General features: G+C 36.6%; 24 protein-coding genes and 1 pseudogene. 11 read left to right on the top strand and 14 right to left on the bottom strand.

Features of this window, described 5'->3' with window-relative positions; genetic code table 11:
- Positions 1-10: 10 nt before the first annotated feature.
- From OLM61_RS14990 to OLM61_RS15010, 5 genes are all read right to left on the bottom strand, one after another.
- A complete protein-coding gene (locus tag OLM61_RS14990; protein WP_264523441.1) occupies positions 11-451 on the bottom strand; it encodes a DUF6146 family protein in 441 nt (146 codons plus the stop codon).
- Positions 452-694: 243 nt separating this feature from the next.
- Complete coding sequence (locus tag OLM61_RS14995) at positions 695-1,252, bottom strand: hypothetical protein (RefSeq protein WP_264523442.1); 558 nt, start codon at positions 1,250-1,252, stop codon at positions 695-697.
- A 108-nt stretch (positions 1,253-1,360) separates the two neighbouring features.
- Positions 1,361-2,311 carry a D-2-hydroxyacid dehydrogenase gene (locus OLM61_RS15000; protein ID WP_264523443.1) on the bottom strand — a complete coding sequence of 317 codons (951 nt, stop codon included), beginning with the start codon at positions 2,309-2,311 and terminating at the stop codon, positions 1,361-1,363.
- A 243-nt stretch (positions 2,312-2,554) separates the two neighbouring features.
- Positions 2,555-3,625 carry a 3-phosphoserine/phosphohydroxythreonine transaminase gene (gene serC, locus OLM61_RS15005; protein WP_264523444.1) on the bottom strand — a complete coding sequence of 357 codons (1,071 nt, stop codon included), beginning with the start codon at positions 3,623-3,625 and terminating at the stop codon, positions 2,555-2,557.
- Positions 3,626-3,718: 93 nt separating this feature from the next.
- Positions 3,719-4,792 (bottom strand): acyl-CoA reductase, encoded by a 1,074-nt coding sequence (locus OLM61_RS15010; RefSeq protein WP_264523445.1) that lies wholly within the window; start codon positions 4,790-4,792, stop codon positions 3,719-3,721.
- 138 nt (positions 4,793-4,930) lie between these two features.
- Between OLM61_RS15010 and OLM61_RS15015 the strand changes: the two genes are divergently transcribed.
- Positions 4,931-5,281 carry a 4Fe-4S dicluster domain-containing protein gene (locus OLM61_RS15015; protein WP_263360410.1) on the top strand — a complete coding sequence of 117 codons (351 nt, stop codon included), beginning with the start codon at positions 4,931-4,933 and terminating at the stop codon, positions 5,279-5,281.
- 147 nt (positions 5,282-5,428) lie between these two features.
- Here the strand turns inward: OLM61_RS15015 and OLM61_RS15020 are convergent, their stop codons facing one another.
- A complete protein-coding gene (locus OLM61_RS15020) occupies positions 5,429-8,095 on the bottom strand; it encodes a TonB-dependent receptor (RefSeq protein WP_264523446.1) in 2,667 nt (888 codons plus the stop codon).
- 316 nt (positions 8,096-8,411) lie between these two features.
- On the opposite strand from OLM61_RS15020, the gene ychF reads away from it, so the two are divergent.
- The 9 genes from ychF (at position 8,412) to OLM61_RS15065 (ending at position 20,321) form a co-directional block, all read left to right on the top strand.
- A complete protein-coding gene (ychF, locus tag OLM61_RS15025; RefSeq protein WP_264523447.1) occupies positions 8,412-9,506 on the top strand; it encodes a redox-regulated ATPase YchF in 1,095 nt (364 codons plus the stop codon).
- 321 nt (positions 9,507-9,827) lie between these two features.
- Positions 9,828-10,505, top strand: a complete 678-nt coding sequence (locus OLM61_RS15030) for a TIGR02117 family protein (RefSeq protein WP_264523448.1) — start codon at positions 9,828-9,830, stop codon at positions 10,503-10,505.
- A 212-nt stretch (positions 10,506-10,717) separates the two neighbouring features.
- Positions 10,718-11,632 (top strand): YihY/virulence factor BrkB family protein, encoded by a 915-nt coding sequence (locus OLM61_RS15035; RefSeq protein WP_264523449.1) that lies wholly within the window; start codon positions 10,718-10,720, stop codon positions 11,630-11,632.
- Between the two features lie 7 nt (positions 11,633-11,639).
- Positions 11,640-12,164 (top strand): NADPH-dependent FMN reductase, encoded by a 525-nt coding sequence (locus tag OLM61_RS15040; RefSeq protein WP_264523450.1) that lies wholly within the window; start codon positions 11,640-11,642, stop codon positions 12,162-12,164.
- A 3-nt stretch (positions 12,165-12,167) separates the two neighbouring features.
- A complete protein-coding gene (locus OLM61_RS15045) occupies positions 12,168-13,145 on the top strand; it encodes a transglutaminase domain-containing protein (RefSeq protein ID WP_264523451.1) in 978 nt (325 codons plus the stop codon).
- A gap of 97 nt (positions 13,146-13,242) precedes the next feature.
- Entirely contained in the window at positions 13,243-14,418 is a 1,176-nt protein-coding gene (gene pncB / locus OLM61_RS15050; RefSeq protein ID WP_264523452.1) for a nicotinate phosphoribosyltransferase, read from the top strand.
- 163 nt (positions 14,419-14,581) lie between these two features.
- The gene (locus OLM61_RS15055) at positions 14,582-16,453 is read left to right on the top strand and encodes a DNA topoisomerase IV subunit B (RefSeq protein ID WP_264523453.1); all 1,872 of its coding nucleotides are present in this window, start codon (positions 14,582-14,584) and stop codon (positions 16,451-16,453) included.
- 20 nt (positions 16,454-16,473) lie between these two features.
- Positions 16,474-17,577 (top strand): PDDEXK nuclease domain-containing protein, encoded by a 1,104-nt coding sequence (locus OLM61_RS15060; protein ID WP_413614360.1) that lies wholly within the window; start codon positions 16,474-16,476, stop codon positions 17,575-17,577.
- 23 nt (positions 17,578-17,600) lie between these two features.
- On the top strand, positions 17,601-20,321 hold the full coding sequence (locus OLM61_RS15065; protein WP_264523454.1) for a DNA gyrase/topoisomerase IV subunit A: 2,721 nt from the start codon (positions 17,601-17,603) through the stop codon (positions 20,319-20,321).
- A 104-nt stretch (positions 20,322-20,425) separates the two neighbouring features.
- Here OLM61_RS15065 and OLM61_RS15070 read toward each other — a convergent pair whose 3' ends face one another.
- The 8 genes and pseudogenes from OLM61_RS15070 to murQ form a co-directional block, all read right to left on the bottom strand.
- On the bottom strand, positions 20,426-21,199 hold the full coding sequence (locus tag OLM61_RS15070) for a TerC family protein (RefSeq protein ID WP_264523455.1): 774 nt from the start codon (positions 21,197-21,199) through the stop codon (positions 20,426-20,428).
- Between the two features lie 33 nt (positions 21,200-21,232).
- On the bottom strand, positions 21,233-21,604 hold the full coding sequence (locus OLM61_RS15075) for a DNA topoisomerase IV (RefSeq protein WP_173966758.1): 372 nt from the start codon (positions 21,602-21,604) through the stop codon (positions 21,233-21,235).
- Between the two features lie 128 nt (positions 21,605-21,732).
- Positions 21,733-22,305 (bottom strand): DUF1572 domain-containing protein, encoded by a 573-nt coding sequence (locus OLM61_RS15080; RefSeq protein ID WP_264523456.1) that lies wholly within the window; start codon positions 22,303-22,305, stop codon positions 21,733-21,735.
- Between the two features lie 107 nt (positions 22,306-22,412).
- On the bottom strand, positions 22,413-22,985 hold the full coding sequence (locus OLM61_RS15085) for a pentapeptide repeat-containing protein (protein WP_264523457.1): 573 nt from the start codon (positions 22,983-22,985) through the stop codon (positions 22,413-22,415).
- Positions 22,973-23,287, bottom strand: coding sequence for a type II toxin-antitoxin system RelE/ParE family toxin (locus OLM61_RS15090; RefSeq protein WP_264523458.1), 315 nt, complete (start codon positions 23,285-23,287; stop codon positions 22,973-22,975). The genes OLM61_RS15085 and OLM61_RS15090 overlap by 13 nt, the downstream gene beginning before the upstream one ends.
- A complete protein-coding gene (locus tag OLM61_RS15095) occupies positions 23,272-23,502 on the bottom strand; it encodes a hypothetical protein (RefSeq protein ID WP_264523459.1) in 231 nt (76 codons plus the stop codon). The genes OLM61_RS15090 and OLM61_RS15095 overlap by 16 nt, the downstream gene beginning before the upstream one ends.
- Positions 23,503-23,529: 27 nt before the next feature.
- Complete coding sequence (locus tag OLM61_RS15100) at positions 23,530-23,751, bottom strand: DUF6095 family protein (RefSeq protein WP_017498392.1); 222 nt, start codon at positions 23,749-23,751, stop codon at positions 23,530-23,532.
- Between the two features lie 207 nt (positions 23,752-23,958).
- Positions 23,959-24,770, bottom strand: a pseudogene (gene murQ, locus OLM61_RS15105) (N-acetylmuramic acid 6-phosphate etherase).
- A gap of 182 nt (positions 24,771-24,952) precedes the next feature.
- Here murQ and OLM61_RS15110 point away from each other — a divergent pair.
- Entirely contained in the window at positions 24,953-26,101 is a 1,149-nt protein-coding gene (locus OLM61_RS15110) for a helix-turn-helix domain-containing protein (protein WP_264523460.1), read from the top strand.
- Positions 26,102-26,150 lie beyond the last annotated feature (49 nt).

Here is a 26,150-nt window from a genome sequence, read left to right on the forward strand (position 1 = left end):
TATAAGAACATTATCTTATAGGAACATAACCGGCGAGCTTTTGTTTGTATGTATTTTGAAAATAAATCATATAGTTATAAATCAAATAATTTACTTCGTAGCCATAATGAATCGTTGGCTGATAATCAATTCGCATTTCATATAAGTTCGGACTGTAACGCTGCGGCTGTAAAACACGATTGTTCCATTCGGTTACGTACAAATTATTCTTGTTTTCAAGATAAGTTAACGAATAATAATTTCGCGGAAGTGCTCTCGAAGCCAGCCAGGTACTAAAACCATTATCAATGATAATAACTTCATATTCCAAAGAGTCATTGGCAATGCGTACCGTATCGTTTACAGCAGTATTTGGCTTAGAGATAGTATTTGCTGCAACAGTTTTTTTCGAAGCCGTTGAGCATGCTATTATCGTAAACAGTAGGACTAGTATAAAAAGATATTTTTTCATAATTTTTGTTTGAGCCTTAAATTTACGAATAAATGAGGAAAAGGTTTTGGTATTTAACAGTTTGTAAAGAAAGGTGCTGAGCTTTAAAGGTTCAAAGCTACAGAGGTTCAAAGGTTTAAAGGTTTGGCGTAGCTGTTCTATAAAGAGGAAAGGCTGTTTACATTTGTGTAAACAGCCTTTTTATTGATTTAGTTTGAGAACTCTGAACCTTTGTTGCTTTGGGCCTTTGCCTCTTAAAAGAAACTATTTTCCAAACAATTTTCCCAGTAAACCGCCTAGTCCTCCGCTTTTAGTGAGTGCCATGGCATCGGATACGTCTACTTTTCCATCGTTGTTTTGGTCCAGGCCAAACTGCATTCCGTATTTATTAATGGTTTCCATGATGCCCGAAGCCTGTCCGCTATTTCCGGAGATAGAGCTTATGATATCAGAGATATTAAAACTACTGTCGTTCGGATCTTTTGCTTTGTTTACTAAAGAACTTAAAACCTGCGGAATCATACTTGAAGCGACACCGGCTGAATCGGCGCTGCTTAATCCGAATTTTTCACCAAGACTACCGCTCAATTGCTGCGTTATTTGCTGTACAACAGGGTTAGAACTGTCTAACTTCGAAGTTCCGTTGAATAAGCCAGCCAATTGTTCTGCACCTCCTTCTGAAGCAATTTTCTGCAATCCTGAAAATATTGAAGAGCTTGTTTCCTGTATAACCGCTTCATTATGCTCATTTGGGACAGCAGAATTGTTTACCACTGCATCTCCTCCGTATTGTTGTACTAATTGTGTTAATTGTTCAAACATGATTAAAAGAATTTAGGTTAGAATTTAAACTCAAATTTAATCAAAAAAAGAAAGGGATTTATTAAACGATGTTAATAAATCCCTTCTAAATAATTTATTTTTAAATCATTAGCTCAATAAAGTGATGATTTGTGAGGCTAATTCTGTACCGATTCTGTCTTGTGCTTCTCCTGTAGCAGCTCCAATGTGCGGCGTCAGTGAAATTTTAGAGTGCATTAAAATAGCCATTTCTGGTTTTGGTTCGCTTTCAAAAACGTCCAATCCTGCAAACGCAACTTTTCCTGAATCCAATGCTTTTACCAAGGCAACTTCGTCGATAACACCACCACGGGCACAGTTAACGATTCCAACACCATCTTTCATAATCGCCAGTTCTTTCTCTCCAATGATGTATCCATCCTGGGCAGGAACGTGTAAAGTGATAAAATCAGCTTCTTTGAATAAAGATTCTAAAGATTGAGAGACGATAGTGGTTGTGATAGATTGACCGTCAAAAAACTCCACTTTAACGTCTACAGAAGGAATAAAGCTATCGGCAGCGATTACTTTCATCCCTAAACCAAGCGCCATTTTTGCAGTAGCTTGTCCAATACGTCCAATACCAACAATACCAAGAGTTTTTCCTCTTAATTCGGTACCGTTTGCGTAGGCTTTTTTCAAGCCGTCAAAGTTAGAATCCCCTTCAAGAGGCATATTTCGGTTTGAATCATGTAGAAAACGAACACCAGAAAATAAGTGTCCAAATACCAACTCAGCAACAGATTCTGATGATGAAGCCGGTGTATTAATCACATGGATTCCTTTGCTTTTTGCATAATCAACATCGATGTTGTCCATACCAACACCACCACGACCAATAATTTTTAGTCCCGGACAGGCATCGATAATGTCTTTACGAACTTTGGTAGCACTACGTACTAAAACCACCGCTACATTATTTTCGTTTACAAAGTTAGCTACCTGTTCTTGAGCTACTTTTGTAGTAATAACTTCAAAACCACCTTTTTCTAAAGCAAGAATTCCACTTTTTGAAATTCCGTCATTGGCTAATACTTTCATCTTAGTTTATGTGTTTATTTGTTTAATCGTACAGATTAGATTAAACCTATATTATAATTTTTTCTTTTTTGTTTAGAAGCTAATCCCGCTATCCGTTACAAACGAAGTTCACTGAACTCCGATTAAAATAAATATTTTAGTGAAGTAATCTTTTTTGTTTTTAAAGAAAAAACAAAAAAGGATTTCCACTTCTATCGGGGCTAGGAATCCTGTGTTCCATTCACATTTTTGGTAAACTGCAAACTAAACTTTAGTTTCCAAAGCTTTCATTACATCTACTAAAACCTGAACACTTTCGATAGACATCGCATTGTAGATTGAAGCTCTGTAACCACCAACGGAGCGGTGTCCTGGTAATCCCGAAATTCCGGCTTCTTTCCATAAAGCATCAAAAGTTGCAGTATGATCGGCATTGTTTAATAAGAAAGTAACGTTCATTTTAGAACGATCTTCAACTGCTGCAGTACCTTTGAACAATGGGTTCCTGTCAATTTCTGTATAAAGTAAGTCGGCTTTTGCATTGTTTAGTTTTTCAACAGCAGCAATTCCTCCTTTTTCTTTAACCCATTGTAAGGTTAATAACGAAACATACACAGCAAAAACAGGAGGTGTGTTGTACATACTTTCTGCTTTGATATGTTTGGTATAATCTAATATACTTGGAATTGTTCTTCCGTTTTTCGCCAGTATTTCTTCTTTAACCACTACCAAAGTAGTTCCTGCAGGTCCCATGTTCTTTTGAGCACCGGCATAGATTAAATCAAATTTAGAGAAATCCAGTTCACGTGAAAAAATATCAGAACTCATGTCGCAAACCACAGGAACATTAGTTGTCGGGAATTCTTTCATCTGAGTTCCAAAAATAGTATTGTTGCTGGTACAGTGAAAGTAATCAGCATCACTTGGTATTTCGTATCCTTTTGGAATATGGCTGTAATTGTCTTCTTTTGAAGAACCAACGATAACAGTTTCTCCAAAAAACTTTGCTTCTTTTATAGCAGCAGTTGCCCAGGTTCCGGAGTCTAAATAAGCTGCTTTTCCGTTTTCTTTCATTAAGTTGTAAGGAGCCATCAGAAAAGCTGTGCTGGCACCGCCTTGTAAAAATAGGGCCTGATATCCTTTCCCCTGAAGTCCTAACAATTCTAAAGCAAGGGATCGGGCTTCTTCCATAACGGCAACGAAATCTTTACTTCGGTGCGAAATTTCAAGAATAGAGAGTCCTGAATCATTAAAATCTAAAATTGCTTTTGAGGCTTTCTCAAAAACTTCCTGAGGTAAAATACTTGGTCCTGCGCTGTAGTTGTGTTTTTTCATGGTTGTTGTTAATAGTCGAAAAATTTAAAGACGCAAATTTCGGCAATAGGACCTGAAAAAGCGATAAATTATTCGAAATATTTGCACATATTTTTACTTTGTTGTTAACAAAAACGTTATAGTATCTATGTTATCTGCGTAATCCCACAATCGTGGTTTCTGGGTTTGCCCGAAAGTAATGCTGTTTTGGATTAGATCATGGCTCACGATGCATTGAATTTGCTCAGAATCAGCTTCTAAACGAGCTTGCAGCTCTTCGATGTTTTCATAGAATTCATAAAATACGCTCGAAATAGGAGAGGCGTAACTTGGATCTTCTTTTAAAGTTAAAAAGCCATTGTCCAGAAGTTTGAAGTTGCTCATCAAAAATACGGCTTTGTTGTAGTCGTAATTGTTAGCATATTTTTCATAATGGATAACGTCCTGATATTTAAAAATAGCCTGAAAAAAGGCATCAAAGGAATATCCTTTTGGAACAAAAAGTTTGGATACATTGCGGCATCCCAGACCAAAATATCTGAAAATATCTTCTCCCAGAGCTTCTAATTCCTCATGCGTTTCTTTTCCGTTTAAAACCGCTACCGAATTCCTGTTTTTGCGAATGATTGAGGGTTTGTCTTTAAAGTAATATTCAAAGTAACGGGCAGTATTGTTGCTTCCGGTGGCAATTACGGCATCAAAATTTTCGAGTTTGCCTTCTACGAAAGTGATCTTATCTTTTAGACTTTCATCAACAAAAATGAGGTATTTGGCCAAAAACGGCAATAAATGCTGATCGTTTGAAGAAGTTTTTATCAAGGCTTTATTTCCAGTGATTAAAACCGATAAAAAGTCATGAAATCCTACTAACGGAATATTTCCGGCAAGGATTAAAGCGACCGTTTTTTCTGTTTTTCCCGCTTTCTCAAATGCTGCGGTATAAGGAGAAAGCCATTTTTCAAGGTTTTCTTCCGTCAAAGCTTCAGCCCAAGAATTTATGGCAAAATGCACTTGTTCAGGAGTGTACCATCCGTTATGAGATTGCGAAAGGTCAATCAGTTTTATGAAAGCATCAAAAAACAGCTCATTACCTAAAACCGATTCATTTCGTGTGTTTTCTGCTTCAGAGAACTGACTTAAAAATCGACCTAGTGCTATAAAAGACTGTTTTTTTTCGTTTTGTAACATAAGTAATTTGTTTATGAAAGGTTTTGATTGTAATTTTGCACAAAAATAAGCTATATTAAGTTATAAGGCAAAGCAGAATAAAATGTTTGACGTTTTTAACGCAATTCTTATAACTTTTAACTCGTAACTAAGAACAAAATGGCAATAATTATAACTGACGAATGCATAAACTGTGGGGCTTGCGAACCAGAATGCCCAAATACAGCAATTTATGAAGGAGCTGACGATTGGAGATATAAAGACGGAACCAGTCTTTCAGGAAAAATAATTTTACCAGACGGAACTGAGGTTGATGCAGGTGATGCGCAAACACCAATTTCTGATGAGGTATATTATATCGTTCCGGGAAAATGTACTGAGTGTAAAGGTTTTCATGACGAACCTCAGTGTGCTGCCGTATGTCCGGTTGATTGTTGTGTGCCAGATGATAATCACGTTGAAGACGAAGAAACTTTGTTGAACAGACAAGCGTTTTTACATGCTGAATAATAAAAATAAGTATTTACTGTTTTAGATAAATAACAAAAATCCTGAGTGTTGAACTCAGGATTTTTTTTGCTTTTATGTGTCTCACTGGCTAAAGTTGAATTTCTTTTTCGACTTCGCCCAGGAAGAGAATAGGAGTTTTTAACTTCATTAGAAATTAAAACCAAGTCTTGCATAGTAGTAAGCTCCGCTAAAGCCCATTTGTACAGCATCCCAGTAACCGCCAGCTTCAGTGTTGCCTGTCTCATCTTGTTTGGTTGGGTAAACATTAAATAAGTTGTTGCTTCCAACGCTTAATTTCAGATTTTTGGTCAGTTTGTAACCCACCGTTACATCTGTAATTAATCTTGGGTTGTACACATCATTTTCATCTGTATAGTCTACTAAAACAACTTTGCTGAATCGGGTAAATGCGATACCTGCATCAAATTTATTTTTAGCATAGTTTAGGTTTAAACCAAATTTGTTGTCCGGAGCCGAAGATAATAAGAATGCTTTTTCGCGTTTTCCAAAGAAAGTACCCTCGTCTAAAGTACCATTTTTCACATTATTAATTTTCATATCATTGATGTTTCCAACCAAAGTTGCACTAAACAATGACTCTCCGAATCTTTTCTTCCAGGCCAGAACTAAATCTAAACCATGAGTGCTGGTATCTACACCGTTAACAAAAAACTGGGCTTTGTCCACACCAAGGTTTAAAGAAGTAGCATCAAAATATCCGGTAAGAACAATACGGTCTTTTACCTTAATATAATAACCATCAACTGTTGCGGTGAAATCGCCAAAAGAAGTGGTGAAACCCAAAGAAGCGTTTACTGCTTTTTCTTCGTTTAGTTTCTGAATTCCAAAAGCTTTGGTAACAGGGCTGTTGTTTGGCGCAAGTAAAACTTCGGTAGCTCCTCCGGCGTTAAAGTTTGTAAAACGCAGGTTGTAGTAGATTTGTGCCAAAGATGGGGCACGGAAACCGGTACTTACAGATCCTCTAAAGTTAATATGCTCTCCGGCTTTTACTCTCGCGGCTAATTTACCGTTTAAAGTACTTCCGAAATCACTGTAGTTTTCAAAGCGAACGGCAGCGCTTAGTAAAAAAGCTTCTGTAATGTCCAGCTCAGCATCTGTATATAAAGATAAGTTGGTACGGCTTTTATCTACCGTATTCGATGGGCTGTATCCTGGAAAACCTTGTGAACCTCCCGGTCTCGAAATTGTTGGAGAAGAGGTTGGGTCAGTAGGATCGTAATCCGGATTTGGAATTGTTGGTGCGCTTTGCGTGGTAGGATCGGTTATAGGTCTGCCGTTCGTATCGTAAGTAGCATAAGAACCTTCTTCTCCTGAGAAAATGGTAAATTTTTCGGTTCTGTATTCCGCTCCAAAAGCAAGATTTAAACCGTCTAATACAGTATCATAGTTTTTAGAAAGATCAAAATTGGTCGTGTTTTGGGTCAGACTATGTCCTCCCGCGTCAAATTCGGTTGGAGATTTCCCTTCCAATGAAGCATTTATAGTTCCTTTGATGTAGTAGTGGAAAAGGTTTTTACCATACGTATTACTAAGGTCGATATTCCATCCACTGGCTGTTTTAGTTCTGAAACCTGCTGCCAGAGAATTGTCGATAATATTAGACGTAATTCTCGGGGTGTATCCGCCAGGGTAAACCGATTCAACAACTCTTTCTCCTCCGTTTCTGGTAAAAGCATAAGCATCAGTGTCTCTGTAATTTCGACCTCCAAAGGCATAAAATTGCGTTCTTTCGGAAACCGGAATGGCTAAATTTCCAAAAAGATTAAAGCCCTGAATAGAGGCATCACCAAAACCTTTTCTAAAATCGTAAGCAGGTCTTAAGGTTTTGTTTTTATTGATGTACTCCGTAGTGAAATTGGCAAATCCGCCTTTTTCACCAATGGCTACTCCATAATTGGCAGCTACTTTTACAGATCCACCGTCAAAAGACTGATTTTTGCCATACGAATTTCCATTTCCGTTTTGGTCCAGTCTGAAGTTTTTGGTGTTAGGAGTTCCATCCACAAAATCGCCTTTTGCATTGGTGTTAAACACGCCATACGTTACAGATCCTGTTAACTCGTCGACATTGTCGTTTAACACAATATTAATAACACCGGCAATAGCGTCAGAACCGTATTGTGCTGCAGCACCATCTCTAAGGATCTCAATTCGTTTGATAGAGGTAGCAGGGATTGCATTCAAATCTGTTCCGGTATTTCCGCGTCCGCGTGTACCAAATAAGTTAATTAATGACGATTGATGTCTTCTTTTTCCGTTAATCAAAACCAGCGTTTGATCGGGTCCTAAACCTCTTAAAGAAGCCGGGTCAACGTGGTCGGCACCATCAGAACCCGATTGTTTGTTGGCATTAAAAGAAGGGGCAACATATTGCAGTAATTGATTGATTTCGAGTTTACCACTTTGAGTCGTAACGTCCTGTACATTGATCACGTCAATTGGAACAGCCGAATTGACAACGGTTCTTTTTGTATTTCTTGATCCTACAATGACAACATCATTCAGTACTTGACCTCCGTTTTCGTCTAAAACAACGTCAGTTTTACTGTTTGAAGAGGGTTTTTCTACATTGGTATACCCCACGTAACTGAAAATTAAAATGGCACCTTCTTTTACTTTAATAAGGTAACCGCCTTCAAAATTGGTAGATACGCCATTGGTAGTTCCTTTTTCAAGAATATTAACCCCGGGCAGCGGATTACCCGACTTATCCCTTACAACTCCTGATATTTCTTTTTGGGCAAATAGAAATGCTGTGTTAAGCAGTATTATTAATAATGCAATCTTTTTCATAGTTAATTAAATTTGGTTTGGTTCTTCTTAGTTGGTTTGTTATAAAAGTAAGTATTTTTAACAAAAAATTAGTAAAAAGTTTAATTATTTTCAAGACAGGGTTATGAAAAACATTAATCGTCATTTTTACTTCACTTGCGAGCTATTAAATCTTATATTTGCAAAATTTTAAAGCCAAAAAATAATATTTTGGCAGAAATGCATAAGGAAAAACATAAATTATAAGCTGTTTAAAAGAGACTGCTGTATACCAAGAAGGTAGGATAGGAGAAACTTAAAAAAACAGGTTCACATAAAAAACAAATAGAATCAACAGATGAAAGCAGGAATTGTAGGATTACCAAATGTTGGAAAATCAACATTATTTAATTGTTTGTCTAATGCAAAAGCGCAAAGTGCGAACTTTCCGTTTTGTACAATCGAACCTAATATTGGGGTTGTAAACGTTCCGGATCCAAGAATTAACAAACTGGAAGAATTAGTAAAACCAGAGCGTGTACAAATGGCAACCGTTGATATTGTTGATATCGCAGGTTTGGTAAAAGGTGCAAGTAAAGGAGAAGGTCTTGGAAACCAGTTTTTAGGAAACATTAGAGAGTGTAATGCTATTATTCACGTTTTGCGTTGTTTTGATAACGACAACATTGTTCACGTTGACGGAAATGTAAACCCAATTCGTGATAAAGAAACGATTGATATAGAGCTTCAATTGAAAGATTTAGAAACAATCGAAAAACGTCTGGAAAAAGTAAAACGCGCGGCTAAAACCGGAAATAAAGAAGCTCAGACAGAAGAAGCTTTGTTAAACCGAATCAGAGAAGCGTTGTTGCAGGCAAAATCAGCCAGAACTATTGTTCCTCAAGGCAATGATGAAGAGGTTTTAATGGAAGCTTTCCAGTTGATTACGGCAAAACCGGTATTGTATGTTTGTAATGTTGACGAAAGTTCAGCAGTAAACGGAAACAAATATGTAGATCAGGTTCGTGAACTGGTAAAAGATGAAGATGCTGAGGTTATTATTCTTTCAGTTGGAGCAGAAGCTGATATTACGGAGTTAGAAAGCTACGAAGAGCGTCAGGTTTTCCTTGAAGATATGGGATTAACTGAGCCTGGAGCTTCGGTATTAATTCGTGCAGCTTACAAATTATTAAAACAACAAACTTACTTTACCGCTGGTGTAAAAGAAGTACGTGCCTGGACCATCAATATTGGAGCTACAGCACCACAAGCTGCAGGAGTTATTCATACTGATTTTGAAAAAGGATTCATCCGTGCAGAGGTAATCTCATACGAAGATTATGTGCAATACGGTTCTGAGGCAAAAGCAAAAGAAGCTGGAAAATTCAAAGTTGAAGGAAAAGAATATATCGTAAAAGATGGTGATGTAATGCATTTCCGTTTTAACGTTTAATCTTTTTAGATAGAATAAAGATTACAGAACATATAGGAAACTGCTGGAGAAATTCAGCAGTTTTTTTATGCTTAAAAAGGAGTTCGCAAAGTATGTCATTTCGACGAAGGAGAAATCTCTACAGGTAGCTCCACAAGGTAAATCGCTAATCTTTGTAGTGTTTTTAAATGTAGATTTCCTTTGTCTGTCCATTATAGCTCGGAACTCTTTTTGATAAATCTGCAAAATCGGTCTAAAACAAATTGCGCCTTCAAAAATTTTGGCTTAAAAATTGGTTACAGAAAAAACAACCCATTACTAATCTAAAAACAACCAATCAAAATGCTAAAAAAAGCTTTCAAATTTTTGGGCTGGACTCTTTTCGGAATTTTCACTTTCCTTTTCTTGTATACCTCACTAGTACTTATCGCTTCAAAAATCACGGTGAATTCTGATGTTGCAGAAGTCAATGAAAAAGATGGGATTCCAATTTATATACTTTCAAATGGAGTACATACCGATATAGTGGTTCCAATTGTTAATGAAGTCAAAGACTGGCGAAACGAAATCCAGTTCAGTCATACCCAAGCTAAGGATACACTGGCAACCTTTGTGGCTTTTGGCTGGGGAGATAAAGGGTTTTATCTGCACACACCGGAATGGTCGGATTTAAAGGCGAGTACAGCTTTAAAAGCCGTATTCGGAGTAAGTTCGTCAGCGATGCATACTACATTTTTCAAACCTTTAAAAGAAGGAGAAAATTGCAAACGCATACTGGTTTCAAAAGAAAACTACCAAAAGCTGGTAGCTTATATTTCAGAAAGCTTCAATAATCCCACAAACCCGGAGTGGATTCAGGGGTATAGTTATGGAGCCAAAGACGCTTTTTATGAGGCTAAAGGAAGTTATAGTCTTTTTTATACCTGTAATACCTGGGCGAATTGTGCCTTAAAAGCAGCCAATCAAAAAGCAAGCTTATGGACGGTTTATGATAAAGGGATTTTTTGCCATTATCAGTAAAAAGAGAAAGCGGCGGTAAGATTGTTTAGTCCCTACGGGACAAAAAGTTTCGGAGGATTATGGATGTTACCAGTATTGAATCTTTACAGAATAAACTCCGCCAGGAGTTAAATTTCGGTGAAGATGGTAAAAATGTAAAAATTGTCTGTAATACAGGAATTTAATCGTTTAATTATTTTTTAAATTTGAAAGAATATCAAAAAACGAATCCTGTGGAAAAGCGAAATATTTTATCCAAAACCTGGTATTTACTGAAGACGACTTTTTTAGAGTTCAATGACGACAATGCGATCAAGTTAAGTGCTGCTTTATCGTATTACACCATATTTGCATTGCCACCTTTATTGATTATCATTATAACAATTTGTGGTTTCTTTTTTGGAGAAGAGGCGGTAACAGGCGAGTTGTACGGACAAATAAACCGATTAGTAGGCAACGATGCTGCGATTCAGATTCAGGATGCTATCAAAAATGTGCAATTGACTGACAGTAATGTTTTTGTAACGATTTTTGGAGTTGTAATGCTTCTGATTGGGGCTTCGGGTGTTTTTGCTGAAATACAGAGCTCTATTAATTTTATCTGGGGGCTGCGTGCCAAACCCAATAAAGGCCTTAAAAAGTTCATTCAAAACCGAATCATGTCTTTCTCGATGATTGTTTCTGTTGGTTTTCTGATGCTGGTGAGTTTAATGTTAAATGCTGTTTTAGATCTCTTAAACTCCAGACTCAAAATATATTTGGAAGATAACACGGTGTATTTGTTTTATGTCATAAATTTGATAATCGTTTTGGTAAGCATCACATTGCTTTTCGCAATTATATTCCGAACTTTACCAGACGGAGTCATAAAATGGAAAGATGCTTTTATTGGCGCCGGATGTACAGCAGTTCTTTTTTTGATTGGCAAATTTGCAATTGGATTTTATTTAGGAAATTCAACAATAGCAAGTGTTTACGGTGCAGCCGGATCGGTAATAATTATTTTGGTCTGGGTGTATTATTCGGCCATCATTTTGTATTTTGGAGCTGAGTTTACCAAAGTGTATGCCAAATCATTTGGAGGGCAAATTGCTCCAAACGAATACGCTGTAGAAATAAAAAAAGAGATTTTTGAAATTAAAAAATAATACCACTATGAAAATTATAGCCTTTGGAGGAAGTAACAGTCAGCATTCAATAAACAAACATCTGGCGACTTATGCTGCCAGCTTATTTGATAATGCAACAGTTGAGGTTTTGGATCTCAATGATTTTGCCATGCCTTTATTTAGTGTTGATTTAGAAAAAGAAATTGGTCAGCATGAGCTGGCAAAAGCATTTTTGCAAAAGATTGAAAATGCAGATCTTTTAGTGGTTTCTTTGGCAGAAAACAACGGAAATTATTCTGCTGCTTTTAAAAACTTATTTGATTGGAGTTCCAGAATAATGAAAGAAATCTTTCAGCAGAAACCAATGTTGTTATTGGCGACTTCACCTGGACCAAGAGGAGGGGCTTCAGTTTTGGAAATTGCCAATAATGCTTTGCCGAGATTCGGCGCACAAATTAAGGCTACTTTTTCATTGCCTACATTTAATGCAAATTTTGATTTGGAAGAAAATAAAATCTCAAATGCAGAGTTAAATAAGGAACTAAAAGACATTATTAAGTCTAGTTTTTAATTTATGATCCTAAAAAAGATTGCCTTTAGCATTTTACTTCTGAATTTTATCTTCCTGCATTCGGGACATGCCCAAAAACAGGATGCCATTGATAATATGGTACTCAAGTATCCTGCACATTTTAGTTCTGTAGAAAATCTGGCAGACAGAATTCAAAAAGATTTTACTTCAGATCGCGATAAAGCGAGAGCGATTTACAGTTGGATTGCTTTAAATCTAAAATACGATTACAAATCGTATCTGAATCCGCCAAAACCAGTTCGGTTTAGTTACAGAAATGAAGCCGAAAAACAAGCACAGATAACGCTTATAAAAGATAAAACATGGCAGAAAGCTTTTGCTTCTCAAAAAGCAGTTTGTGAGGGTTTTACATTGCTGTATCAGCAGTTGGCTACCTTAACTGGTTTGAAATGTGAAGTGATCAGAGGAGATTCTAAGCGATTGCTGAGTGATATCGGACGTGAAAATTCATTGTCCAATCATTCCTGGAATATCGTTCAGATAGAGGGGAAATGGATATTGGTTGATGTAACATGGGGACAGGGCTATTACGATGGTAACAAGAAGATGGCGGTGAGTCACTTTACATCCGCTTATTTCGACACCGATCCGAAGTACTTTTTTGCGAAACATTTTCCGGATTCCGGTACCTATCTCAATACAAAATTAAACAAAGAGGATTTCCTGAACGGACCTTTGATTTTTGATGCTACAATTGAAGGAGATCATGAAATTTTGAAACCCAATTCGGGAATTATTCGTGCAAACGATGGAGACAAGATCACTTTTAGAGTAAAAAACATCTCAAAGTCGGATACATTGTACTATCTGAAAAATGGGAAACCTGTCAAAGTTGAAGCTTCTAAAGAAATAAGAGGGGCTTTGGAGTTTGAAGTAACCTATGATAAAAAAATAGGCTCATTTATTACTTTTTTTCTCGATCGGAACGGTATAATGGCATTTAAAATCCTTCCGAAGTAAGCCAAATGGGCGATCTTTGTGCAAAGTACTTTCTTCTTTTACCGAATTGCCGTATCTTAGCGTATAAGGTTTTTGAAATTAACTTAGCAGCCAGATCATGGAAACAACTTTTCCGAAATCAATTTTAGATAATGATTTCTATAAATTCACAATGCAGCATGCTGTAATCAAACTTTTTCCGAAGTCTCAGGTCCGTTATGGTTTTATAAACAGGGGAAAACATGATTTTCCACCTGGTTTTGGAGATTTACTTCGAAAATCGGTAGATGCGATGGCAGATTTGCGGTTGACAAAAGAAGAAAAGCAATACTTATCCAGTCATTGCTCTTACTTAGATCCCACTTATTTTGATTTTTTGCAGGGCTATATTTTTGATCCGTCTGAAGTTCAAATTACGCAAACAGGTTCTGAGTTAAAAGTTACGGTTGAGGGATACTGGTACCGGACAATTTTATGGGAAGTGCCCTTGATGGCTCTAATTTCGGAATTGTATTATAAAACCGGTAATTTACTTCGATCAGACGATGCAACTTTAAGAAGTCTGACCAAAAGCAAAATAGACAATTACAATAAAATCGGAGTTTCGATTCTGGAGTTCGGAACACGCCGCCGTCACTCTTATGATGTACAGGCTGTGGTGAATGAAACATTGAGGGAATTTGGTGCTGAGAGTTTTATAGGCACAAGTAATGTTCATTTTGCAATGACAAACAACATACGGCCTTTGGGTACGCACGCTCATGAGTGGTTTATGTTTCATGCTGCACAATATGGCTTTAAAATGGCCAATTCAATGGGGCTGGAACACTGGACACAGGTGTATGGCGGTGATCTTGGAATTGCCCTGACAGATACTTATACCACAGCGGTGTTTTTTGAACAATTTGATAAAAAGTATTCTAAGCTTTTTGACGGAGTACGTCACGATAGCGGAGACCCGATTGAGTTTGCAGAAACAGTAATTTCGCATTATGTCAAAATGGGAATTGATCCGAAATCGAAAGTCATTGTGTTCTCTGATTCGCTGAATTATGAGAAGGTAAAAAACATCACCGATTTTTGTAAAGACAAAATCAAAATGTCATTTGGTATCGGAACCAATTTTACCAATGATGTTGGTTTACGATCGATGAATATGGTTATAAAACTGACAGAAGTTAAGCTGAACGATACCCATTGGCAAGGCGTTGTAAAACTTTCTGATGAAAAAAACAAAAATACGGGAACGCCCGAAATGATTGCTTTGGCGAAAGAGGTACTGGGAATCAAATAGTATTTTTTTGTTCAAATTCTGTTTTTTTATATTTTTAGAAACGTTATTATTTTAAAATCAATGTAAATAGGGTTTAAAGCTGTTATGAATCGTAACAAAAAGAAAAATACGCTTTCATTTTTTGACTATAAATGGTACATTAGCCAAAAATCCAATTCACCTTATGCTAGAGCAAAATCAATATACCGAAGATAACATCCGATCACTCGATTGGAAAGAACATATCCGTATGCGTCCCGGAATGTATATCGGGAAATTGGGAGACGGATCTTCGCCGGATGATGGTATTTATATTCTTTTAAAAGAGGTTTTAGACAACTGTATTGATGAGTTCGTAATGGGCTCAGGAAAAACTATCGAAGTGACTATCAGAGACAAAACGGTTTCGGTTCGTGATTACGGGCGTGGAATTCCGTTAGGAAAAGTAGTTGATGTAGTTTCGAAAATGAACACGGGAGGAAAGTACGATTCGAAGGCTTTCCAGAAATCGGTTGGTCTGAACGGTGTCGGAACAAAAGCAGTAAATGCATTATCCAATTTTTTTCGTGTAGAATCAGTTCGTGATGATAAACAAAAAGGAGCGGAATTTTCTGCGGGAAATTTGGTTCTGGAAGAAGATATAATCGAGACAACAAAGCGAAAAGGAACAAAAGTGACCTTTACGCCGGATGAAACGATCTTTAAAAACTATAAATTCCGTTTAGAATATGTAATTAAAATGGTCAAAAACTATTGTTATCTAAACAATGGTTTGACGATTATTTTCAACGGAGAAAAATATTATTCCGAAAATGGTCTTAGAGACTTATTGGAAGAAACGATTAATGAAGATGATTTAGAATATCCGATCATTCACCTGAAAGATCACGATATCGAAATTGCTTTAACACACAGTAAAACACAATACAGCGAAGAATATCACTCTTTTGTCAACGGTCAGAACACCACGCAAGGAGGAACACACTTAGCTGCTTACAGAGAAGCTATTGTAAAAACCATTCGTGAGTTTTACAATAAAAACTTTGAAGCTTCTGATGTTCGTAAATCGATTGTGAGTGCGATTAGTATTAAAGTAATGGAGCCGGTTTTTGAGTCTCAGACCAAAACCAAATTAGGTTCTACTGATATGGGTTCTGATGACGGAACACCACCGGTATCAGTTCGTACTTTTGTAAACGATTTTATCAAAAATAAATTAGATAACTATTTACATAAAAATCCACCAACTGCCGAAGCTTTATTGCGTAAAATTCTACAGGCAGAAAGAGAGCGTAAAGAATTATCAGGAATTCGTAAACTGGCAACAGATCGTGCTAAAAAGGCAAATCTTCACAATAAAAAATTAAGAGATTGTCGTGCGCATCTTCCGGATACAAAGAATCCAAGAAACCTTGAAAGTACCCTTTTTATTACCGAGGGAGATTCGGCTTCCGGATCGATTACTAAATCACGTGATGTAAATACACAGGCCGTTTTCAGTTTACGTGGTAAGCCTTTGAATTCCTACGGAATGAGCAAGAAAATTGTGTATGAAAATGAAGAATTCAATTTATTGCAGGCAGCCTTGGATATCGAAGACGGATTGGAAAAATTGCGTTACAACAACATCGTAATCGCTACCGATGCCGATGTCGACGGTATGCACATTCGATTACTGCTGATTACTTTTTTCCTGCAGTTTTTCCCGGAATTAATCAAAGAAGGACATTTATACATTTTGCAAACGCCACTTTTCAGGGTTCGTAATAAAAAAGAAACCATCTATTGTTATTCTGAAGAAGAGCGAAGAGATGCGATTGAAAAGCTAAAACCAAAACCTGAAATCACCCGATTTAAAGGTTTGGGAGAGATTTCACCGGATGAGTTTAAGAATTTTATTGGAGAAACCATTCGTCTTGACCCAATTATGATGGACAAACACACTTCGATCGAGCAATTATTGTCTTTCTACATGGGTAAAAATACACCTGACAGACAAGAGTTTATTATCAAAAACCTGAAAGTAGAGCTGGATGCCATTGAAGAGGAAGTTTAAGAGTTAAATAAAAGATACTATTGTCAGAGGGTCTTCAAAATAAAGTTATTTTTCAGCAAGTTGCCGAGTTATTGCAAAATGCACGACAACAGGTTTTACGTGCCGTAAATTCAACTATGACAATTACTTATTTTGAAATTGGGAGAATCATTGTTGAAGAAGAACAGAACGGAAAAGACAGAGCGGAGTATGGAAAGCAACTTTTAAAAGGGCTTTCTCAGCAATTGACAGAAGAGTTTGGAAAAGGTTTTTCTTTAGTCAATTTGGAGAATATGAGGAAGTTTTATTTGACTTATTCAATTTCGTCATCAATGGTGACGAATTCTCAAATTAAAATTCCCCAGTCACTGACTGGGGAATTGAAAACAAAGAAAACCCAGTCGCTGACTGAGGAATTCGAACTTGAAAAAACGCAGACACTGGTTTCGCTTTTTAAATTGACTTGGACTCACTATATTTTCTTAATGCGAATTGATGATGAAAAAGAAAGACGTTTTTATGAAATAGAATCTGAAAAGCATAATTGGAGTGTTCGTGAATTAAAACGCCAATATGATACGGCACTTTACACAAGATTAGCTTTAAGCCGTGATAAAGAAGGAATTTTAAAACTTTCAGAACAAGGTCAGATTATTGAAAAACCGAAAGATATTATTAAAGATCCTTATATACTGGAGTTTCTGGGGTTGCCCGAATTAAATCAGTATTCCGAATCGCAATTGGAAGAGGAGATTATCAATAAATTAGAGCACTTCTTATTGGAGTTGGGGCATGGTTTTACTTTTGTTGCCAGACAAAACAGAATTACTTTTGACGATAAACATTTTCGAATCGATTTGGTTTTTTACAATAGAATATTAAAGTGTTTTGTACTGATTGATTTAAAAATTGGAGAGCTAAAACACCAGGATTTAGGTCAGATGCAGATGTATGTGAACTATTACGATCGGGAGATGCGATTGGAAGACGAAAATAAAACAATTGGAATTGTACTTTGTCAGAACAAAAGTGAATCGGTAGTAAAATATACTTTGCCAGAAAACAACGAGCAAATATTTGCCAGTAAATACAAAACAGTACTACCAAGTGTTGAGGTTTTAAAAGAACTGCTCGAAAACAAATAGAATTATAATAAGGATATAATTAGATGAAAGACGAAGAAGACGATAACATCATTCCGGGAGACGACGAGAATAATTCAGAAGAGAACCTGGATAACATTCAGGAAGGCGATGACGATGAAATTATCGACGTAGATGCCAAACATTTTGAAGGGCAGCATTTTTACGAAAATCAGGAAGAGGAAGGTCAGGACACGATTACGAAAGTAACCGGAATGTACAAGGACTGGTTCCTGGATTATGCCTCGTATGTAATTTTAGAACGTGCCGTTCCGGCGATTGAAGATGGTTTTAAACCGGTTCAGCGTCGTATTATGCACTCTTTAAAAGAGCTGGATGACGGTCGTTATAATAAAGTTGCCAATGTTGTTGGTCACACCATGCAGTATCACCCTCACGGAGATGCGAGTATTGGTGATGCGATGGTACAAATTGGGCAAAAAGATCTATTGATTGATTGCCAGGGAAACTGGGGAAATATTTTAACAGGTGACGGAGCAGCAGCTTCCCGTTACATTGAAGCACGTTTGTCAAAATTTGCTTTGGAGGTTTTGTATTCACCAAAAATTACCGATTGGGGTGTTTCGTATGATGGTCGTCGTGCAGAACCGAACAATCTTCCGGTAAAGTTTCCGTTGCTTTTGGCACAAGGAGCAGAGGGGATTGCGGTTGGACTTTCGACTAAAGTTTTACCTCACAACTTCAATGAATTAATTGATGCTTCGATCAAAATCTTAAAAGGAAGAGCTTTTACCTTATATCCTGATTTCATGACACAAGGTATTGCCGATGTGTCAAATTACAATGACGGACTTCGTGGCGGACGTGTGCGTGTGCGTGCTAAAATTGCTCAGTTAGATAAAAATACACTGGTGATCACACAAATTCCGTTTTCGACCAATACTTCGAGTTTAATTGACAGTATTTTAAAAGCCAACGAAAAAGGTAAAATCAAAATCAAGAAAATTGAGGACAATACTGCGGCCGATGTTGAGATTTTAATCCATCTTTTTCCGGGTGTTTCTCCGGATAAAACCATCGATGCCTTGTTTGCTTTTACAGCCTGTGAGACTTCGGTAGCGCCTTTAGGCTGTGTGATTGAAGACAATAAACCCTTGTTTATCGGGGTTTCTGAAATGTTGAAAATATCGACGCACAGAACCGTTGATTTGCTTCGTCAGGAGTTGGAAATTCAATTAGAAGAATTAAAAAACAAATGGCACTTCTCGACTTTAGAAAAAATCTTCATTCGTGAAGAAATGTATATTGATTTCAAACTGTATTCTGACAGAGAATCACTTTATAAATATTTATACGATCGTTTTGAGCCGTTTAAAAAATCATTCGTCAGAGAAATCAATGATGAAGATTTACAACGACTGACTCAGATTCCGATGATTCGTATTACCCGTTTTGACTCTGATAAAGCCGATGATTTTATCGCGAAGTTAGAAGACGAAATGAAGGAGGTAGAGTACAATCTCGAGAACTTAACTGATTTTGCGATTGCGTATTTTACTAAGTTAAAAGAAAAATACGGAAAAGGCCGCGAGCGTCAGACTGAGCTTCGTGTTTTTGATAATGTTGAAGCTACAAAAGTGGTTTTAAGAAATACCAAATTGTACGTAAATCGCGAAGAAGGTTTTGTTGGAACGAGTTTAAAGAAAGATGAATATGTAGCAGATTGTTCGGATATTGATGATGTTATTGTGTTTTTGCGTGATGGTAAAATGATGATTACAAAAGTAGACAGCAAAACATTCATCGGAAAAGACATTATACATGCTGCCGTTTTTGATAAAAACGATAAACGTACCATTTACAATATGATGTACCGTGATGGAAAATCAGGTCCTTCTTATATCAAACGTTTTAATGTTACCGGTGTAACGCGCGACAAACCTTATGATTTGACCAATGGAACCAATGGATCGCAAGTTGTTTATTTTTCGCATAATCCGAATGGAGAGGCTGAAGTTGTTACCATCTTATTGCGTCAGATTGGAACGATCAAGAAATTGAAATTTGATATTGATTTTGCTAAATTGGCGATCAAAGGACGTGCTTCAAAAGGAAATCTGGTGACGAAATACCCGATCAAGAAAATTGAATTAAAAGAGAAAGGAATTTCGACTTTATTGCCAAGAAAAGTTTGGTTTGATGATACGGTGAAACGTTTGAATGTTGATGCCAGAGGAGAATTGCTGGGTGAATTTAAACCAAGCGATAAAATCTTAATTATCAGTCAGAGCGGTAAACTAAAGGTTATTATACCTGAATTATCGACTCATTTTGATGAAGATATGATTGTTCTGGAAAAATGGAAACCTAAGAAACCTATTTCGGCCATTTATTATGATGGAGAAAAAGAACGTTATTTCCTGAAACGTTTCCTTGTTGAAAATGAAGGAAAAGAAGAAAGTTTTATTACAGACCATCCAAATTCGCAATTAGAAATTGTATCTACAGATTACCGTCCGTTAGCCCAGTTGGTATTTACCAAGGTAAAAGGAGTTCAGAAAGAAGATTTACATATTGATGTTGAAGATTTTATTGCGGTAAAAGGCTTTAAAGCTCTAGGGAATCAACTGACGGCTGATAAGCTGAAACAGGTTAATTTGCTAGATCCGCTGCCTTATGAAGAACCGGTTGAAGAAGTTCCCGAAAGGAAACCAGTAGATTCTGAAGATGAATCTGTCGAAACAGAATTAGATGACGACGGCCAGATTGGTCTGGTTTTAGAATAATAAAAAACAAAAAACGCTAAGAATGTCTTAGCGTTTTTTTTATAGCTCCAGGTTCGTGCTGGATTTGTTGATGAAAAGCTCCCAAATGGAAACTCTTGCTAGTTTTATGAATGTTTCTTTCGGATTCGCATATTGATAAATTCAACCGCTAGCGAAAACGAAATGGCAAAGTACAAATATCCTTTAGGGACAGCCCCAATATGCTCGCCGGCGAGTGCTGCATTCGATAAATGCATGCTTTCTGTAATTAGCATAAAACCAATCAGGATTAAAAATGAAAGTCCTAGTATTTGTATGGACGGGTTTTTGTTGACAAAATTACCCACCGGAACCGCGAACAGCATCATGACCAGAACTGAAATAATCACAGCGGTAATCATGATCGTTAAAGCGCCATGAACACCATTTGTCATACCAACAGCCGTTAAAATCGAGTCGACCGAAAAGATCAGGTCGATCAACAAAATCTGCAGAATAACGTTTGAGAATGATTTTTTAGCAACAGCTTTAAGTGCTTTTTCTTCTTCGGCCTGATGATCTACCTTTTCACTGATTTCTTTGGTACTCTTATAAATCAGAAACAAACCACCCAGGAATAAAATGACAGCCTGCCCGGTAAAATCTCCTTCAAACCAGCCCCAATGAATGCTAAAAAGGGTCGCTTTCATAGCAATGAGGTACGAAATTCCCATCAGCAGGGCGATACGTATAAACATTGCTAAAAACAGACCAATTCGGGTAGCTCGCTTTCGGTCTTCCTCCGGCAACTTTCCGGTAACAATCGATATAAAAATAATATTATCGATTCCCAGTACAATTTCCAGAAAAGTCAGTGTCAGTAAGGCGATCCATGCATCAGGATTTAAAAATACTTCCATGCTAAAAGTGTTTTAGAACATTTAATAGATTATTTACTCCACTCTTACCACCGTACCGCGTTGTTTTTGATCAGAGCCTACCATTCCAAATTCAAAAGTATAAGAATCTTTAGAAGTGGTTAGGATTTTCATGCTGATGGCTTTTTCTTCAGCCATGTTTTTGGGATGTTTTTTCTGCAAAATGTATTCGCAATCACTTACCCAGCGTACGGTTGAAGTATCTGTTTTTCCTTCAAAAGTTTCGATTTCGATATTGTCTTTGCGCTCAAAAACCGTTGTTTTTTTAACGCCATTTACTTCAAACTCAAATTTGAATTTTCCGTTTTTAAAATCTTTGCAGTTGTGTTCTGCATTATAACAGGAGAATAAAGTGATTAAGGGTAATAGGAATATAATTTTTTTCATTTTAAGTTTTAATTATTTTATGGGTAATAGTAGAGAGGGGGGCTTCGACTTCGCTCAGCCTGACATCGGCTTTGCTCAGCTTGGCTTTGACTTCGCTCAGCCGGACATTGAGATTGTTAATCAAAATTCTAAGGCCTCTTCAGTTCATCATCTGTAAAGTTCTTGATTTCTTTTTCTTTGGCAAACTTTTCGGCATTGTAATTTCCGGATTTATTTTTAGGAATGGATAAACTGTCCCAGTCACCTTTTTTTAGCTGTTTGGCATAAAAAACAATCTGCCCGATATGATAAGGATAATGTGCCAGTTGCCGATTGATAGCCTCAATTACGGTGTGACCTTCGTTACGGATGTAGATGATGTCGGAAAGCTGTTCGGGTTCTAAACTGTTTAAGGCATTAAAAAAGCAATCCCAGCCTTTGTTCCAGCTCGTCATAACTTCTTCTTTTGATTGCAGATCATTTTCAAACTCCGAATCACGATTGCGCCATTCTTTTTCGCCGTCAGAAGTCAGAAAATCTGTCCAGCGCGAAAGCATGTTACCCGAGACATGTTTGACAATGGTGGCAATGCTGTTGGTATCTTCATTTAGGGTAACAAAAAGCTGCTCAGGTTCTAATTGTGCGATCGCTTTTTCGCCCAGCATTTTATAGTACAAAAACTGTTTTTTAACGCTTTCTAAATAGGAATCAGTTGCTTTCATAATGATACATTTGGTTTAGCGGAAATAGAATTTTATTCTTTGGCACAAATTTCCGAATGACATTAATTCTTTATCGTAAAAATTATTCGGGAATTCGCGACAGCAAACTATACAATTTTAATATCATATTTGTCTAATAACCCGGTAATTCCCTGAGTTGAAAATTGAGCTTTTCGCATTGGATTAAACTCCGGGTCAATTTTATAATTGTAAGCGGTCCTGAAATCGGTACTTGCCAGTTGTGTATCGTTAAAAATAGCCCCTTCAAGATTACAATTGTCAAATAAAGAACTGGTCAGATTGCATCCAATAAAAGTCACTTCCCGTAAAGAGGAATTGATGAATTTAGTTTTAGGCATCTTTTTGTTCGAAAAAGCAGCATAATCTAAAGTGCTGTCTTCAAAATAAACCTGAAATAAAAAATCATCACATTCGTTAAAAGCGATTCCCAGAAGTTTGCAATTTTTGAAGGTAACATTTTTCAGACTGGTACTAAAGAGACTTGTCATTGATAAATTACAATCAATAAACTCACAGTCTAAAAAGGTATTGTAAGCAAAATTGCTGTTCGAGAAGTCACAATTCTTAAAAACACAATCTTCAAACTCCCGATTGTTTATTTTCTTATCAATATAAGCGACTTTTTCGAAGGTTTTCTGAATGTGAATTAGACTTTCCATGAGTGTTTTTTGGATTTTCGTGCATTGTGACGTACCCTAAGGATATAAATGATTTCCTCTGTTATTTGATAGGAGACGGAGTAATTGTAAACAGTATAAACTCTAAAACTACCATCATTATTGGTTTTTTGTATGTCGGGTTTATAAATTTCAGGTTGTGTTTTAAGAATTTCGGTACTGTCAAAAATAGTATTGACTACTTTATCAGCAATTGCAATTGATTTGCTTTCGAAGAAAATGTAAAAATGAATGTCCTCTAACTGATTTAAAGCATTGCTAGACCAAATTATTTTCTTCCCCATTTTTTCGCAATCTCTTTAGCCTGATCTTCTGTATAAAAGTTGCCTTTTTTGATGTTTTCCAGGGCGTCTTCGATATCTAAATTATATGCTCTGTCTGAATCAACTGTAGTGTTGTTTACAGACTGTAAAAGATGTTTTAGCTTTTCGACAAACGAAGGGTCTTTTACTTTATCAATTTCCTGATGAATCCACTTTAGTTCTGCTTGAATATCCATAATAAAGAATTTGAGTAAAGATACAAATTAGTCATTAAACAAACCTTTCATAATGATTTTCAATCCGTAAAAGATCAAAAACATAGCGCTTAAACAAGCTACAATCCCAATCCCCAGAACCAGATAGTGCCAGTTGGTATGCTGGTTCATAAAAGCATTGTAAATTAATGATGGCCCAATAAACAATAAAGGCAATGAACCCGATAAATATTTAATTCCTTTTCCCAGTAATTCTTTATTTGTTGCCATTTTTTTTGTTTCAGGTTTTTGAAAGTTTCAAGTTTCAAGTTTCAGGTTTCAGGTTTCAAGTTTGAAGTTTCAAGTTTGAAGTTTCAAGTTTGAAGTTTCAAGTTTGAAGTTTCAAGTTTCGGGTTCGAAACCTTGCGAAATTTGCAATCAGATAATCATCTCACATTTCACATCTCACATTTCACATCTTACAAAAAACCTCTGACTTTAAAGATTATAATTATCAACAGCATTTCTAACACTGCCGTATTTTTTTAATAATTCACTGGCTTCTTCGTAGGATACAGGAATTTCCCCATAATCATTTTTACACCACGATCTACCAGTTTTACATTGCTCAATTGCATATCGACCATTTTGTTGCCTTTTACTTTTCCAAGCTGAATCATTGCGGCAGTCGAAATCATGTTGAGTACTAATTTTTGAGCTGTTCCGGCTTTCATTCGGGAACTACCTGTGATAAATTCCGGGCCTACAACCACTTCAATTGGAAATTGAGCCGTAAGCGCCAAAGGACTTCCCGCATTGTTGGTGATACAGCCTGTAAGGATATTGTTTTGATTACAGCTTTCTAAACCACCTATCACATAAGGTGTCGTTCCAGAAGCAGCAATACCAATCACAACATCATTTTTATCAATATTATTGGCCTGCAAGTCAATCCAGGCTTGTGTGGCGTTATCTTCGGCATTTTCAACAGCACGACGAATGGCAGTGTCACCACCGGCAATAATTCCGTTTACCAAATCAAAAGGAACGCCAAAGGTTGGGGGACATTCTGAAGCATCCACTACGCCTAAACGCCCTGATGTTCCTGCTCCGATATAAAATAAGCGGCCGCCCAATTTTAATTTGGAAACCACCTGCGTTATTAAAGTTTCAATTTGCGGAATCGCTTTTTCGACTGCATCCGGAACAGTTTTGTCTTCCTGATTGATGTTAACCAAAAGTTCATGAACTGACATTTCTTCTAAATGTTCGTATTTTGAGGCCTGTTCTGTGGTTTTTGTAAAGGTCATTTTTTCATGTTAATTGAACTGGGTCAAAATTAATCTTTTTTATTGCAATCCCGAAATTTAGAACGTAAACTCACAAAGATTTAGAATCGTAGTGGCTGTAATTTTTGATAAAAGGATTGCTTTATTGGACTTCTGTTGCAACAACTAAAATATTATATTTGTTAAATAATTAAAAAATCGGAATGGATATAATTAGCTTTTTAACGAGTATCGCAAAAATATCAGTTTTTGTTTCATTATTACTCGCCTTCTTTTTACTCAATGTAAAAACGAAAAATAAACTGGCAAACCGGTTATTTGCGTTCTATTTAATATTTTTTGCCATAGACAATAGCGGGATTTTTATCGATGATGAGTTTATTAAAGCTCATTTTAATTTAGAATTTTTCAGATGGTCGGTTTGTTCTTTAGTATTGCCTCCGTTCTATCTGTATGTGTTATCGGTTTGTTTTGCCGATTTTCGATTAAAAGCAAAGCATTTATTGCATGCAATTCCATTTGTACTCATCAATATTTTTTACCTGTTCCGACTTTACTTTTTAACAGATGAGGCTAAAATAGCGTTTTACAACCACCGTGATCAGTCGCCTGAAATGTCTTCTTTGTTTTTGGTTCTGGCGCTGCAAATTGTATTTTATAGTATAGGAGTGTTTTTGGTTTTAAAAAAATACAAAGCAATATATCAGGAAAATTATGCGAATCCCAGAAGTTCTGTTTTTAAATGGCTGCTTCAAATAGCGATTATATTCTTTGTTTTGTACTACTTATGTATCGCCAAGAATTTTTTAAGATATGTTGACTTCGATTCGTTATGGATTTGGACCAATGTTATGTTACAGGGTATGGTTTTAGTAATAACCTGTTGGTTTGTATTAAAAGCCCTGAATCATCCGGAACTTTTTCGCGGGATAGATTCCAAATTGCAATTGGCCAAAGATATTCGTCCAAAAGAGAATGAAAGTACTACCGAGGTAAAAGAACATCAAAGCGAGGCAATTGCAGATCAAATTTCGACCTTGAAGCTTTATATGACCGAAAAAGAACCTTTTCTTGATCCGTCGCTTACCATTCAGGAACTTTCCAACCAAATTAATATTCCGGTTCGTGATTTATCGGTTTTGATTAACCATCATATCGACCAGCACTTTTTTGATTTTGTGAATGAATATCGCATTCAGAAGGCAATGAATATCTTGAAAGATCAGTCCAAAAGCCAGCTTACGGTACTGGAAATTTTGTATGAAGTAGGTTTTAATTCAAAATCTTCGTTCAATACCTCTTTTAAAAAATATACTAATTTAACGCCTACAGCTTTTCGGAACGCCTCATAATAAAGGCTTTGCATAAAGTACTACTTTGTGCTGTAAAAAGTCGAACTCA

The sequence above is a fragment of the Flavobacterium sp. N502536 genome (assembly GCF_025947345.1).
GTDB lineage: Bacteria > Bacteroidota > Bacteroidia > Flavobacteriales > Flavobacteriaceae > Flavobacterium.